Raw genomic sequence first — 13,739 nt, forward strand, 5'->3', positions numbered from 1 at the left:
CGTTATCGCAGTTTGTTGTAATTTTCTGACCACTGCGCCATATCCAGAACGGGACTATCGGCAGGAACATCCTGAAGATCGTGGGTTACCTGAACGACGGGGATCGCCAGTTTGCGAACTTCATTGAATACCCACTGACGAAAATTATCGCGCAGAGCTACGTCAAGACGGCTGAACGGTTCATCAAGCAATAATGCCTTTGGCTGTGCGAGAAGGGCGCGCAGCAGGGCCACCCGCGCTCGCTGACCGCCTGATAATGTCGCAGGGTCCTGGTGATAAGTTTCAGCCAGTCCCGCTCGCTCAAGCGCGTCTTTCACGGCATTGCGCCTGGCCGTCCCCTTGAGCGTCGACGGTAGCGCCAGAAGCAAATTCTGTCCGACGCTGAACTGGTCAAATAACAGCGCATCCTGGAAAAGAATACCAATCTGACGCCGGGCGGTGGGCAGGGTATCGATACGTTGATCATTGAGCCATAGCTCACCTGTACAAGAAAATTGCCCGGAAAGCGCACCAATCATCCATGAAAACAGAGAAGACTTACCACAGCCTGAGGGGCCCATTAACGTGACAATGTCACCTTTATTGACTGTAAAGTTAACGTCTTCCAGTAAACAGGTTTCAGGCAAACGCAGCGAAACATCTTTCACGCAGAGCATTAGCGGAGTCCTTGTCTGATAAAACCTACCCATTTTGCGACTAACGCGGTCAGGGCAAAAATAATAAGTGGCAATAGCAGTTGCCATAGGGCCTGGGCGGCGAGGATGCTGTTATTACCGCCGCTACTTAACGCTACCGCTTCAGTGGTGAGCGTCGAGAAACGTCCGGCTCCCAGCCACAGCGTTGGCATATATTGCGCAATACTGACTGAAAATCCGACAGCGAAGGCAATCAGCGCAGGGCGCAGCATTAGCGGACATTTCACGTAAAAGAAGATTTTGGCCCGTGACCAACCCAGCGTTTGCGCAATCAATATTAATCGTGAATCGATGCGCCGCCAGGCCGGTTGCAGGATGAACAGCATCCACGGCATCACCCACAGCAGATGCCCCCACACCACCGCCGTCCAGCTTCCATCCAGGTTCAGCCATAGCGCCAGCGTGTACTGGCCCGCCACCAGTGGCAAGGCGGGTAATAATATGGGCAACCATAGCCACAATTGGCGACGCTGTGGCCCCCATTCCAGCCACAGCAGCAACAGAACCAAAGCGATGAATGTCGCCACCAGCCCCATTGTCAGGCTGTTGAGCAGCACCTCGTGATTGATCGTCGACTGATCCGCGAGGATCGCCAGCAGAACCACACAGAGCACGCCAGTTAAGGGTAACAACTTCGCCAGCATCTTCCCTGGCAATAAAGGCGTGGCTGGCATGCGAATGCCATTTTCCCGGGGGATCGTGCATCGCCAGGCGCGCCATAACAGATAACCAAGCAAAACGTAGGCGGCGAGTAACAGCATCAACAGCAGGCTGGCAAGCGCGCCTTTTGTTTGTTGGTCAATGTCGCCCTGGGTTAACCACTGCCAGCTAATTACCGCCAGCGTCGGTGGATTACCCGGCCCGAGAATAATTGCCACATCCACGACCGACAATGACCATGCCACAATCGCCAGCATCGCCATTGCCAGCGCAGGCGCGACGGAGGGCAACAACAACCAGTTCAGGCATTGCCAGCGGCTGTAGCCCAGCGAATCCAGTACAATAACTTGCTGTACCAGGCGTTTTTCACTCAGTGCTGCCAATAAGATCCACAGCAGAAATGCGCTTTCTTTCACCGCCAGAGTGAAGCCCAGCCCAATACCCAATTTGTCCATTGGCGGAGTGAAATACGGGAAATAGTCATAAAGCAGCCCTCCGTCAGCAAAGAGCAGCAGGGCGCTGGTGGCAAAAGCCACGTGGGGGATGGCGAGTAGCCACGGCAGACGGGCGCACAGATGCTGCCATTTCGGCCCAGGCCATAGCGCTACTATCACCAGCAGGGCAATAAACAAAGCGCCGACCGCCGCGATGGTTGTCGACACCAGCGTCGCCAGTAATGCCTGCGGTAACTGTGGATCGGCAAATAACGCCTGCCAGTGCGTCAGCGACATGGCAGGTGTTATCAGCGTGAAAGCCGACGGTACCAGCGGTGCGTAAATCACCGCCATCACCACCCACAGCAAAGAAATTAATGCGTACCGTAACGGCGTAGCCATTCTTGTTCCAGCGCATTTACCCAACCTGCGTGCGGTTCAGCCAGTACCGGCGGCAGATCCTGCGGCATTCTCGATTGCAATGTTTCGCGCTGCCCGTCAGGCAGTTTTTGCGGATCGAGAACAGAAGGATCGCCCCAGACAGCGGGATCTGCTTTACGCAGTTGCGCATCGGGTGAGAGCAGGAAATTGGCAACTACCTTCGCCGCAGCACTGGCATTCGCGTTGGCAGGAATGGTGACGAAATGCACGTTGCCAATCATTCCCTCGCTAAAGCCAAAGCTGTAACTGCTGGTGGGTAAATCGCCGCTGGATATTTTTTGCTGCGCATGTGCGGGGTTAAAGGTCAGCGACAGGCGCAATGTGCCGGCTTTCAGCAGAGCATCCATCCGCGCGGGCGAAGGCGGGAAATCCTTTCCTTCGCGCCACAAATACGGATGCAGTGCATCAAGATATTGCCACAATGGCGCAGTGACGCGGGCGAAAGTGGCATCGTCCGGCGCTTTTTTTAATGCAGCGGGATCGGGCGTCAGCATAATCAGCAGCTGTTCAAGAAACGCGGTGCCGGTAAAGTCCGGTGGGCGCGGATAGGTAACCGTACCAGGGGTGGCTTTGGCAAATTCCAGTAAGGCTTGCGGCGTTTTCGGTGGCTGTGGTGTCTGATCGCGTCGGGCGATAAATGTCAGCTGTGCGCCGCCCCAGGGCGATTCCGCACCTTGTGTCGGCACTGAAAAATCTTCCCGCACCGGCTGCTGTGTGTCGACATAGCGCCAGTTGGGCAGAGTCTCCGCCCAGTCAGTTTGCAGTAAATTAGCCTCTTTTAAGGTACGAAAGTTTTCGCCGTTCACCCAGAGCAGATCCACCGAGCCGCCCGTTTTGCGTCCGGCAGCAGCTTCGGTCTGAATGCGCTTCACCGCGTCTGCGGCATCCGCCAGACGGACGATTTTCAGGTTGATGGCGTAATGGGTTTTCAACTCGCCGCTAACCCAGTCGAGATAACGGTTAATTGCGGTATCGCCGCCCCAGGCGTTAAACCAGACGGTTTGCCCTTTGGCCTCATTTTTAATTTCCTGCCAGTCACTGGCATGTGTTGCCAAAGAAAACAGCGATAACAATCCCAGCAACCATACACAATGGCGCATCATCTCTCCTTAAGAACGTTTGTCAGGAATACGGCACAGCCCCTGAGCGGGAATGTCCATGGCAGAATTAAAACGGGCTGACAGATTTTGCAAGCCGATCAATGCCGTCAGCTCGGTGAGCGCCTGGGCGTCAAAATGCGTAGTCAGTCGGGTGCGCAGGGCATCATCGACCGTTGGCGGCGTTACGCTTGCGGCTTCGGCGTACTCCAGCGCCAGCCGCTCTTCGTCGCTGAAGAGCGGGCTTTGTCGCCAGTTAGCTACCGCCAGCAATTTATCGGTGCTGCCGGTACGCTCGGCGACTTTCATACTGGTGATATCCACGCAAAACTCACACAGACACATTTGCGCGATACGCGCGCTGACAAGCGATCGTACCACTGGATCGAGCGGTGAGCGTTTGCGCTCCAGCCAGCCAACAAACATCGACACCAGATAAAAGATAAACGGGATCCGCCCCCACCAGCGAATGGGGCTTAGCACCTCGCCGTAATGGCGACGGTGCAGCCACGCCTGTGGACGTAAAATTAAAGGAATTTTGCTAAGCGGCGGTAAACCCATCAGGCATTCCTCTTCTGGCGCTCAAGCCATATTTTCTTCGCCATAAAAATCACCACGGTCAGGGCAAACAAAATAAACAGTCCGGTGACAAACCAGAAAGTACCGCCTGTTAACATGCTGCCCGCCCAGGAATAAACAATAGTCGCCGGTAACTGACCAAGCCCGGTGGCGATAAAAAACGAGCGAAAACGTATTGAAGTCAAACCGGCAGCATAGCTGATTGGATCGAAAGGGACAAAAGGCAATAACCGACAGACCAGAATGGTGTGTTTGCCGTAGCGAGTGAAAAAGCCGTCCATACTGTCAAGCACGGTTTTACCGGTTAATTTTTCCACCACTTCGCGACCCATCACTCTGGCGATAAAAAAGCACAGCGCCGCGCCGGCCATCGAACTGGTCCACGACAGCAAGCCGCCCCAGAGCGCGCCAAACAGCGACGCATTGGCAAAGGTGATCAAAAACGCAGGTAGCGGTGCAGCAATGGCCTGTAGAATCATCAACAAGAACGAAACAACTGCCGCCAGTGCGCCGTAAGACTGAATAAAGCGTTCTATACCCTGTTGGTCCACGGCGGCAAACGCCGCAACGCTGCGATTGATAAACTCATGGACGCCGGGAAGCAGCGCCCATGCCAGCAGCATAGCGAACAACAGGATGATGAGGGTTATGCGGTAGTACCAGATTTTACGCGATTGCATTTTCATCATCCTTTATCCTGGTTTTATTCGGCGATTTTAAAGGTAACCGTTGCCAGCGTGTTATCTGCCGGGAGAACCGAGGCATTGCCTTTGAATTTCACTTCGCTGCGTTTTTCCACCGCACCATAAGTGTATGTCGCATTGCTGACGATACCGACCGGGCAACTATCCAGACATACCAGGCAGCCCGTTTTTTTCTCTTCAGCTGCCGTTAAATTACCGCCAAAGCGCATATCCAGTTTCTTGCCATTACTGTCAACAATCACTTCATCAAAGGAATACGCTTTTGCCGCTCCTTGCCAGTTAACTGAAATATCCAGTTTGCTGCCTGTGACATGAGTCGTTTCTTTATTATCCATCGTCATGTTTTCGCCCGGCGTACCTCCGGCCTCTTTCAGGGCTTCATAAAATGCTTTCGGCGTGGCATAACCCATAAACAGCGATTTATGTCCGTTGGAGCCATCTTTAAACACAATACCGTGGCGGGTATCGTCGGTGAGGAAACGCCCATTAATTTGCACCAGCATGGTTACCGTATGGTTATTTGCATCGACACGCAGCGGCTGGCTGTCCGAAAGCCCGTCGTATTCCACTTTTGCCGCCGTATTCTCTTTTTGATCGCAGCCACTAAGCCCCGCAACGGCCAGTAAACACAGTGCAGCCAGTCCTTTTTTCCATGACACTGAATAATGTTGCAACATCGTTCTATCCTTCATTTTTAGGGTGAGTAAGTGGGCTGTGGCGCGAAGCAGACAGATCCACGTGTTTGTGACGAGCGTAGAGTTTGGCGAGCTGGACGAGAATAAATAGCGCCAGGCCCGCCAGACAGAGTTGTAAAATAAAGCGCAGCGTAATGCCTTCACTGGCAAGATCGCTGGCCATCACGGTATAAATCACTATTCCAGGCAGAGTGGTTAATGCCGAAATAAGGGTATAAGGCCAGAAGGCGATGGCGGTTAATCCGTAAGCGTAATTTTGAATATTGTATGGAAATAGCGGGATTAAGCGGGTCAGAATAAGAAAATCGATACCGTTACGCGTAATGCCTTTTTCAATAGCCTGAAAAGTGTGGCAATGACCGACGTATTTCAACAGTAAATCACGCCCCAGAAAGCGCGCCAACAGGAATGAGCACGACGAGGCCAGCGTGGCGGCAATTAACGAAAGTAGCGTTCCAGTTAGCGGACCAAAAACTATTCCACCGGCGATCACCAGTACGCTGCCCGGTAGCAGAAAGAGGGTGGCGATGATGAATAACAGAATATAGAGGCTATAACCGAACAATCCGCTCTGGCGAATGAGTATCTGTAAGTGGGGTAAATCGGTGAGCAGATCGAATAAACCGAAAGCGTGGATAGCGTAAATGACCAGCGCAAAAAACAGACAGGCAAAAAGAAATTTACGCTCAGCGTTCATCGTGGAGTTTCCTATATCAAACTTGATAATAGAGAAGTGGTCAGACAACTAAAAAACGCAGTGACGGTATAACAAAGGACGGCGGGCAACAAATCATTACTGACAGTTTGTTGATTTTTCTCAAGGTTAATTCTCCTGACCCCGTGCGAGCCAGGAGAACGGAGAAATTAGCGGCGGAAGGTGGCCCAGACAGGTGCGTGATCTGACGGTTTTTCCATACTGCGGATTTCATAGTCAATACCGGTTTCTACGCAGCATTCGGCCAGTGGCTGGCTGGCAAGCAGCAGGTCGATACGCAGACCCCGGTTATCGTCAAAACCTTTTGAGCGGTAATCAAACCATGAGAAACGATCTGCTGTTTGCGGATTCGCATGGCGGAAGGTATCGACCAGCCCCCAACTTATCAGCCTGTCCATCCATTCGCGTTCTTCCGGCAGGAAAGAACATTTACCAGTACGCAGCCAGCGTTTGCGGTTCTCTTCGCCAATGCCGATATCCAGGTCGGTGGGGCTGATATTCATATCGCCCATAATCAGCACCGGATTATCACGTTTGAGTTCGGTTTCCAGGTAGTTTTGCAGGTTCTGGTAAAACTGTGCTTTAGCCGGGAATTTAATGGGGTGGTCGCGGCTTTCGCCCTGCGGGAAGTAGCCGTTGATCACGGTGACATTGCCCAGCGGTGAGGGGATTTCCGCCATAATAATCCGCCGTTGTGCCTCTTCGCCGTCGCCTGGGAAGCCACGACGCACGGCAATCGGCGTCTCTTTGGTCAACAGCGCCACGCCGTAATGGCCTTTCTGCCCGTGATAAAACACGTTGTAGCCGAGCTTTGCCACATCTTCGAGCGGAAACATATCATCATGAACTTTTGTCTCCTGCAGGCCAATCACATCAGGCTGGTGCTTGTCGACGATAGCTTCAAGCTGGTGTGGTCTGGCGCGCAGGCCGTTGATATTAAAAGAGACAAATTTCATAGTCGCTGCCATTTATTCTGATAATGAGTGCGTGGATGTTAGCAGAAATTCGTCTGACTTACTGCCTGTTGTTAAGTGATTTGATCGATGGTTGTTAATGATGTCAACGATGGCGCAAAAAATGCCCGCTTTTGGTGCGCGCTGCGTCAGAATGGCGCAGTAATTTCCAGTAAATTTCGTCAAAGATCACAATTCCAGAATTATATTTTACTTCTGCATAACATTGCGTTTTTTATTCTATTTATTCATCCACATGGCAAACATATTCACTTTATATGCACTTAAGGTGCATATCGTTCGGTTGTAACACATTGATTTCCAGTTAGTGACCGTCATTTATGCACTTTTCCCCCTGGCTGGCATGAACCCTGCAATCTACATTTACAGCGCAAACATTACTTATTATTAACATATAAATAACGAATTATTTACTGTAGGGGTCGCTATGTCTCAGCCAATTACGCGTGAAAACTTTGATGAATGGATGATACCTGTTTACGCTCCGGCACCGTTTATACCGGTACGTGGCGAAGGTTCACGCTTGTGGGATCAGCAGGGGAAAGAGTATATCGACTTCGCGGGTGGCATTGCGGTAAACGCATTGGGTCATGCGCATCCCGAACTGCGCGAGGCGCTGAACGAACAGGCGAGTAAGTTCTGGCATACCGGCAACGGTTACACCAACGAGCCGGTACTGCGACTGGCGAAAAAATTGATCGACGCAACGTTTGCCGATCGCATTTTCTTTTGTAACTCCGGTGCGGAAGCCAACGAAGCGGCGCTAAAACTGGCGCGTAAATTCGCTCACGACCGCTACGGCAGCCATAAGAGCGGTATCGTGGCGTTCAAAAATGCGTTTCACGGGCGCACGCTGTTTACCGTCAGCGCAGGTGGGCAGCCAGCCTATTCACAGGATTTTGCGCCACTGCCGCCGGATATCCGTCATGCCGCGTATAACGATATTAACTCTGCCAGCGCGCTGATTGATGACTCCACCTGTGCGGTGATTGTCGAGCCCATCCAGGGGGAAGGCGGTGTGGTACCAGCCAGCAACGCGTTTTTACAAGGTCTGCGTGAATTGTGTGACCGCCACAATGCTTTGCTGATTTTTGATGAAGTACAAACCGGCGTCGGGCGCACCGGGGAACTGTATGCCTATATGCACTACGGCGTGACGCCAGATCTGTTAACTACCGCCAAAGCGCTGGGCGGCGGTTTCCCCGTTGGCGCTCTTTTGGCAACCGAAGAATGCGGCCGGGTGATGACCGTTGGCACTCATGGCACCACCTATGGCGGTAATCCGCTGGCCTCGGCGGTGGCGGGTAAAGTGCTCGAACTTATCAACACGCCAGAAATGCTTAACGGTGTTAAGCAGCGTCACGACTGGTTTGTTGAACGTCTTAATACCATTAATCACCGCTGCGGTTTGTTCAGTGAAATTCGCGGCTTAGGTCTGCTGATTGGCTGTGTGCTGAATGCGGATTACGCCGGGCAAGCGAAACAAATTTCTCAGGAAGCGGCGAAAGCGGGCGTGATGGTACTGATTGCGGGTGGCAACGTGGTGCGTTTTGCGCCTGCGCTCAATGTCAGCGAAGAAGAGGTGACGACCGGCCTAGATCGTTTTGCTGCGGCCTGCGAACACTTTGTTAGCCGAGGTTCATCATGATGGTCATCCGTCCCGTTGAGCGATCAGATGTCTCGGCGCTGATGCAGCTTGCCAGCAAAACGGGCGGCGGCCTGACGTCGCTTCCCGCCAATGAAGCCACGCTTTCGGCGCGTATCGAAAGGGCAATCAAAACCTGGCAGGGCGAACTGCCCAAAAGCGAGCAGGGCTATGTGTTTGTGCTGGAAGAGAGCGAGACAGGCACTGTGGCGGGGATTTGCGCCATAGAGGTAGCGGTTGGGCTGAACGATCCCTGGTACAACTATCGCGTCGGCACGCTGGTTCACGCTTCGAAAGAGCTGAATGTCTATAACGCGTTGCCGACGCTGTTTCTCAGTAACGATCACACCGGCAGCAGCGAGCTGTGTACGCTGTTTCTCGACCCGGACTGGCGCAAAGAGGGCAACGGCTATTTGCTGTCGAAATCGCGCTTTATGTTTATGGCGGCTTTTCGCGACAAGTTTAATGACAAAGTGGTTGCTGAAATGCGCGGGGTGATTGACGAACACGGCTATTCACCGTTCTGGCAAAGCCTCGGTAAACGTTTCTTTTCGATGGATTTTAGCCGCGCCGATTTTCTCTGCGGCACCGGGCAAAAGGCATTTATTGCAGAACTGATGCCGAAACATCCGATCTATACGGACTTTTTATCCCAGGAAGCACAGGACGTCATCGGTCAGGTACATTCGCAAACCGCGCCCGCGCGGGCGGTGCTGGAAAAAGAGGGCTTTCGCTACCGCAACTATATCGACATTTTCGACGGCGGGCCGACGCTGGAGTGTGACATTGACCGCGTTCGCGCTATCCGCAAAAGTCGGCTGGTGGAAGTAGCGGAAGGACAACCTGCACAGGGCGATTTTCCGGCTTGCCTGGTCGCCAATGAAAATTATCACCATTTCCGCGTGTTGCTGGTGCGAGCCGATCCGGCGACCGAACGTTTGATTTTAACCGCCGCACAACTGGATGCCCTCAAATGCCACGCCGGGGATCGCGTTCGTCTGGTGCGCCTGTGCGCAGAGGAGAAAACAGCATGACTTTATGGATCAACGGTGACTGGGTGACGGGCCAGGGCGCACAGCGCGTGAAGCGTAATCCGGTATCGGGCGAGGTGTTATGGCAGGGCAATGATGCCGATGCTGCTCAGGTTGAGCAGGCTTGTCGGGCTGCTCGTGCAGCGTTTCCGCGTTGGGCGCGGCTCTCCTTTGGCGATCGTCAGGTAAGAGTTGAACGATTTGCCGCACTGCTGGAAAGCAACAAAGCCGAATTAACCGCGATTATTGCCAGAGAAACCGGCAAACCGCGTTGGGAAGCGGCAACCGAAGTGACGGCGATGATCAATAAGATCGCGATATCAATCAAGGCGTATCACGCTCGTACGGGAGAGCTGCGCAGTGAAATGCCCGATGGAGCAGCGAGCTTGCGCCATCGTCCACACGGCGTGCTGGCAGTGTTTGGACCGTACAATTTCCCCGGACATCTGCCTAACGGGCATATCGTTCCGGCGCTGCTGGCAGGTAACACGATAATCTTTAAACCCAGCGAACTAACCCCCTGGAGCGGCGAGGCAGTCATGCGTTTATGGCAGCAGGCAGGCTTGCCGTCGGGCGTGCTGAACCTGGTGCAGGGTGGGCGCGAAACCGGTCAGGCACTCAGTGCGCTGGAGGATCTCGACGGCTTGCTGTTTACCGGCAGCGCCAATACCGGCTACCAGTTACATCGCCAGCTTTCCGGTCAGCCGGAAAAAATTCTCGCCCTCGAAATGGGCGGCAATAACCCGCTGATTATTGATGACGTGGTGGATATCGACGCCGCTGTCCATCTGACTATCCAGTCGGCATTTGTCACTGCCGGGCAACGCTGCACCTGCGCCCGCCGTTTATTGGTGAAAAGCGGGGCGCAGGGCGATGCGTTTCTTGCTCGCCTTGTTGCCGTCAGCCAGCGGTTAACGCCGGGGAAATGGGATGACGAACCGCAGCCGTTTATTGGCGGGCTGATTTCTGAACAGGCCGCACAGCAGGTGGTTACTGCCTGGCAGGAACTGGAAGCATTGGGCGGGCAAACGCTGCTTGCGCCACGTTTGCTACAAGCGGGAACATCGCTGCTGACGCCAGGGATCGTTGAAATGACGGGCGTTTCAGGCGTGCAGGATGAAGAAGTGTTTGGGCCGCTACTTCGCGTTTGGCGTTATGACACTTTTGATGGGGCGATAAAGATGGCGAATAACACCCGCTTTGGCCTCTCTTGTGGGCTGGTTTCCCCAAAACGGGAAAAGTTCGAGCAACTGTTACTGGAAGCGCGGGCAGGGATTGTTAACTGGAACAAACCGCTTACCGGAGCCGCCAGTACCGCACCATTCGGCGGCATTGGCGCTTCCGGCAACCATCGCCCCAGCGCCTGGTATGCCGCAGATTATTGTGCCTGGCCGATGGCGAGCCTGGAGTCGGACTCGTTAACGTTGCCCGCAACGCTTAACCCCGGGCTGGATTTTTCCGATGAGGTGGCGCGATGAATGCCTGGGAAGTCAATTTCGATGGATTGGTGGGGCTGACGCACCATTACGCTGGCCTGTCGTTTGGTAATGAAGCCTCCACCAGTCACCGTTTTCAGGTATCGAATCCACGACTGGCGGCGAAGCAGGGCTTACTGAAAATGAAAGCCCTTGCCGATGCAGGATTTCCCCAGGCGGTGATCCCGCCGCACGAGCGTCCGTTTATTCCGGTGCTGCGTCAGTTGGGATTCAGCGGCAGCGATGAGCAGATACTGGAAAAGGTTGCCCGCCAGGCACCACACTGGCTTTCCAGCGTCAGTTCAGCATCGCCAATGTGGGTAGCTAATGCGGCCACGGTCGCGCCATCCGCTGATACGCTGGATGGCAAAGTGCATTTCACGGTCGCTAACCTGAACAATAAATTTCACCGTTCGCTGGAAGCCCCCGTCACCGAATCGCTGTTAAACGCCATTTTTAACGATAAAGAGAAATTCACCCTCCATTCGGCGTTGCCGCAGGTGGCATTACTCGGTGATGAAGGGGCGGCAAACCACAATCGCCTCGGCGGTCATTACGGCGAACCCGGTGTGCAGATTTTTGTTTACGGGCGAGAAGAGGGTAACGGTACGCGGCCTTCCCGCTATCCGGCGCGGCAGACCCGCGAAGCCAGCGAGGCGGTAGCCAGGCTGAATCAGGTGAATCCCCAACAGGTGATTTTCGCCCAGCAAAACCCGGACGTTATCGACCAGGGCGTCTTTCATAATGATGTGATTGCCGTGAGCAACCGCCAGGTACTGTTTTGCCATCAGCAGGCATTTGCTCGCCAGGCGCAATTACTGGCAAACCTGCGTGCGCGGGTCAAGGGTTTTATGGCGATAGAAGTTCCGGCGTCGCAGGTTTCTGTGTCTGATGCGGTGTCTACGTATCTGTTTAACAGCCAACTGCTGAGTCGCGATGATGGTTCGATGATGCTGGTGCTGCCACAGGAGTGTCGGGAACATGCAGGAGTATGGCGTTATCTCAATGAACTCCTTACTGCTGACAACCCGATAAGCTCACTAAAAGTTTTTGATTTGCGCGAAAGTATGGCGAACGGCGGAGGCCCTGCGTGCCTGCGGTTGCGCGTGGTGTTGACGGATGAAGAACGTCAGGCGGTGAATCCGGCGGTGATGATGAACGATACGTTGTTTAATGCGCTCAATGACTGGGTGGATCGTTACTACCGCGATCGTCTTACTGCTGCCGAACTGGCCGACCCGCAATTGCTGCGTGAAGGGCGGGAAGCGCTGGATGCGTTGACTCAATTACTGAATCTCGGTTCGGTTTATCCGTTCCAGCGCGAGGGAGGGGAGAATGGATAATTTTCTCACTCTGACATTAGAGGGTAAAAAACCTGTCATCACCGAGAGAGAAATCAACGGCATTCGCTGGCGCTGGCTGGGGGATGGCGTGCTGGAACTGACGCCATTAACCCCACCGCAAGGCGCGTTGGTAATTTCGGCGGGGATCCACGGTAATGAAACGGCGCCTGTAGAAATGCTGGACGCCTTACTTGGCGCAATTTATCACGGTGAAATTAAGTTGCGCTGGCGCTTGTTGGCAATCCTCGGAAATCCCCCTGCGCTCAAGCAAGGAAAGCGCTATTGCCATAGCGATATGAACCGGATGTTTGGCGGACGCTGGCAGCTATTTGCCGAAAGCGGCGAAACCTGCCGCGCCCGCGAGCTGGAACAGTGCCTGGAAGATTTTTATCAGCGGGGGAATGAGTCTGTGCGCTGGCATCTTGATCTGCATACTGCCATCCGCGGTTCGTACCACCAGCGGTTTGGCGTTTTACCGCAACGAGAACTTCCCTGGGACGAAAGTTTTCTGACATGGCTGGGCGCGGCAGGGCTAGAGGCGTTGGTATTTCATCAGGCGCCCGGCGGCACGTTTACCCATTTCAGCTGCCAACATTTTGGCGCACTGGCGTGTACGCTGGAGCTAGGCAAAGCACTGCCGTTTGGGCAAAACGATCTTCGTCAGTTTGCGCCAACCACCAATGCAATTGCTACGCTGTTAGCAGGGGCAAGTGTCGGTATAGAGAGAAAACTGCCCCAGCGTTACCGGGTGGTTTCGCAGATTACCCGTCACACTGCTGCCTTCGAGTTGCATATGGCGAGCGAGACGCTGAATTTCACGCCGTTTAAGAAAGGAGCGTTATTGGCGCAGGATGGTGAGGAACGTTTTACCGTGACTCATGATATTGAATATGTGCTATTCCCCAATCCACTGGTGGCGTTGGGATTACGCGCGGGATTAATGCTGGAAAAAATAACCTAGCACTTGCCCGCAGAAAGGTTTCTGCGGGTATTTAATAACGGCTTTCGGAATAATACGGATTAATCCTGGGTGTTTGCTTTATTTATCGCCATTTATCAGGTATAGTCCTCCATAATTTCTGCAAAATCATTGTGTTGTAATATTTGCTCATCACTTTCCTTCAATTTTTCTTTTTTTCTCCATAATTGGCGAGAAAATGTTTTTTATACTTTCATTGATTTACCGTTGCTCTGATTAATTGACGCTAAACTCAGTAAAGTTAATCTCGTCAACACGGCACGTTACTTAAG

13 protein-coding genes are annotated in these 13,739 nt (G+C 53.4%); 5 read left to right on the plus strand and 8 right to left on the minus strand.

Annotated elements, in window-relative coordinates; all coding sequences use genetic code 11:
- Positions 1–2: 2 nt before the first annotated feature.
- The 8 genes from D9741_RS05245 to xthA form a co-directional block, all read right to left on the minus strand.
- Positions 3–656 (minus strand): ATP-binding cassette domain-containing protein, encoded by a 654-nt coding sequence (locus tag D9741_RS05245; RefSeq protein WP_130218843.1) that lies wholly within the window; start codon positions 654–656, stop codon positions 3–5.
- Positions 656–2,191: a thiamine ABC transporter permease gene (locus D9741_RS05250; RefSeq protein WP_130218845.1), complete on the minus strand. Its 1,536-nt coding sequence runs from the start codon at positions 2,189–2,191 to the stop codon at positions 656–658. Before D9741_RS05250 ends, D9741_RS05245 begins: the two co-directional genes overlap by 1 nt.
- Positions 2,164–3,330, minus strand: coding sequence for an ABC transporter substrate-binding protein (locus tag D9741_RS05255; RefSeq protein ID WP_130219016.1), 1,167 nt, complete (start codon positions 3,328–3,330; stop codon positions 2,164–2,166). The genes D9741_RS05250 and D9741_RS05255 overlap by 28 nt, the downstream gene beginning before the upstream one ends.
- 9 nt (positions 3,331–3,339) lie before the next feature.
- Positions 3,340–3,888, minus strand: a complete 549-nt coding sequence (locus D9741_RS05260) for a carboxymuconolactone decarboxylase family protein (RefSeq protein ID WP_130218847.1) — start codon at positions 3,886–3,888, stop codon at positions 3,340–3,342.
- On the minus strand, positions 3,888–4,595 hold the full coding sequence (locus D9741_RS05265) for a TVP38/TMEM64 family protein (protein WP_000977139.1): 708 nt from the start codon (positions 4,593–4,595) through the stop codon (positions 3,888–3,890). The genes D9741_RS05260 and D9741_RS05265 overlap by 1 nt, the downstream gene beginning before the upstream one ends.
- A gap of 14 nt (positions 4,596–4,609) precedes the next feature.
- Positions 4,610–5,287 (minus strand): lipoprotein YdjY, encoded by a 678-nt coding sequence (ydjY, locus tag D9741_RS05270; RefSeq protein ID WP_130218849.1) that lies wholly within the window; start codon positions 5,285–5,287, stop codon positions 4,610–4,612.
- 4 nt (positions 5,288–5,291) lie between these two features.
- A complete protein-coding gene (locus tag D9741_RS05275) occupies positions 5,292–6,002 on the minus strand; it encodes a TVP38/TMEM64 family protein (RefSeq protein WP_130218851.1) in 711 nt (236 codons plus the stop codon).
- A 167-nt stretch (positions 6,003–6,169) separates the two neighbouring features.
- Positions 6,170–6,976: an exodeoxyribonuclease III gene (gene xthA / locus D9741_RS05280; protein ID WP_130218853.1), complete on the minus strand. Its 807-nt coding sequence runs from the start codon at positions 6,974–6,976 to the stop codon at positions 6,170–6,172.
- 445 nt (positions 6,977–7,421) lie between these two features.
- On the opposite strand from xthA, the gene astC reads away from it, so the two are divergent.
- From astC to astE, 5 genes are read left to right on the plus strand one after another with little or no spacing between them, the layout of a single operon-like run.
- Complete coding sequence (gene astC / locus D9741_RS05290; RefSeq protein ID WP_130218857.1) at positions 7,422–8,642, plus strand: succinylornithine/acetylornithine transaminase; 1,221 nt, start codon at positions 7,422–7,424, stop codon at positions 8,640–8,642.
- Entirely contained in the window at positions 8,639–9,673 is a 1,035-nt protein-coding gene (gene astA, locus D9741_RS05295) for an arginine N-succinyltransferase (RefSeq protein ID WP_130218859.1), read from the plus strand. Before astC ends, astA begins: the two co-directional genes overlap by 4 nt.
- Entirely contained in the window at positions 9,670–11,148 is a 1,479-nt protein-coding gene (gene astD / locus D9741_RS05300) for a succinylglutamate-semialdehyde dehydrogenase (RefSeq protein WP_130218861.1), read from the plus strand. The genes astA and astD overlap by 4 nt, the downstream gene beginning before the upstream one ends.
- Entirely contained in the window at positions 11,145–12,488 is a 1,344-nt protein-coding gene (astB, locus tag D9741_RS05305; protein ID WP_130218863.1) for an N-succinylarginine dihydrolase, read from the plus strand. Before astD ends, astB begins: the two co-directional genes overlap by 4 nt.
- Positions 12,481–13,449: a succinylglutamate desuccinylase gene (astE, locus tag D9741_RS05310; RefSeq protein WP_130218865.1), complete on the plus strand. Its 969-nt coding sequence runs from the start codon at positions 12,481–12,483 to the stop codon at positions 13,447–13,449. The genes astB and astE overlap by 8 nt, the downstream gene beginning before the upstream one ends.
- The last annotated feature ends 290 nt before the right edge of the window (positions 13,450–13,739 follow it).

Origin of the sequence: Escherichia sp. E14V7, from assembly GCF_004212225.1 — a bacterium.
In the GTDB taxonomy this organism is placed as follows: Bacteria; Pseudomonadota; Gammaproteobacteria; order Enterobacterales; family Enterobacteriaceae; genus Escherichia.

What these genes read in the sequence shown, in the direction of transcription:
- D9741_RS05245 (WP_130218843.1), bottom strand. Translation starts at nt 656, where the DNA reads ATGCTCTGCGTGAAAGATGTTTCGCTGCGTTTGCCTGAAACCTGTTTA.
- D9741_RS05250 (WP_130218845.1), bottom strand. Translation starts at nt 2,191, where the DNA reads ATGGCTACGCCGTTACGGTACGCATTAATTTCTTTGCTGTGGGTGGTG.
- D9741_RS05255 (WP_130219016.1), bottom strand. Translation starts at nt 3,330, where the DNA reads ATGCGCCATTGTGTATGGTTGCTGGGATTGTTATCGCTGTTTTCTTTG.
- D9741_RS05260 (WP_130218847.1), bottom strand. Translation starts at nt 3,888, where the DNA reads ATGGGTTTACCGCCGCTTAGCAAAATTCCTTTAATTTTACGTCCACAG.
- D9741_RS05265 (WP_000977139.1), bottom strand. Translation starts at nt 4,595, where the DNA reads ATGATGAAAATGCAATCGCGTAAAATCTGGTACTACCGCATAACCCTC.
- ydjY (WP_130218849.1), bottom strand. Translation starts at nt 5,287, where the DNA reads ATGTTGCAACATTATTCAGTGTCATGGAAAAAAGGACTGGCTGCACTG.
- D9741_RS05275 (WP_130218851.1), bottom strand. Translation starts at nt 6,002, where the DNA reads ATGAACGCTGAGCGTAAATTTCTTTTTGCCTGTCTGTTTTTTGCGCTG.
- xthA (WP_130218853.1), bottom strand. Translation starts at nt 6,976, where the DNA reads ATGAAATTTGTCTCTTTTAATATCAACGGCCTGCGCGCCAGACCACAC.
- astC (WP_130218857.1), top strand. Translation starts at nt 7,422, where the DNA reads ATGTCTCAGCCAATTACGCGTGAAAACTTTGATGAATGGATGATACCT.
- astA (WP_130218859.1), top strand. Translation starts at nt 8,639, where the DNA reads ATGATGGTCATCCGTCCCGTTGAGCGATCAGATGTCTCGGCGCTGATG.
- astD (WP_130218861.1), top strand. Translation starts at nt 9,670, where the DNA reads ATGACTTTATGGATCAACGGTGACTGGGTGACGGGCCAGGGCGCACAG.
- astB (WP_130218863.1), top strand. Translation starts at nt 11,145, where the DNA reads ATGAATGCCTGGGAAGTCAATTTCGATGGATTGGTGGGGCTGACGCAC.
- astE (WP_130218865.1), top strand. Translation starts at nt 12,481, where the DNA reads ATGGATAATTTTCTCACTCTGACATTAGAGGGTAAAAAACCTGTCATC.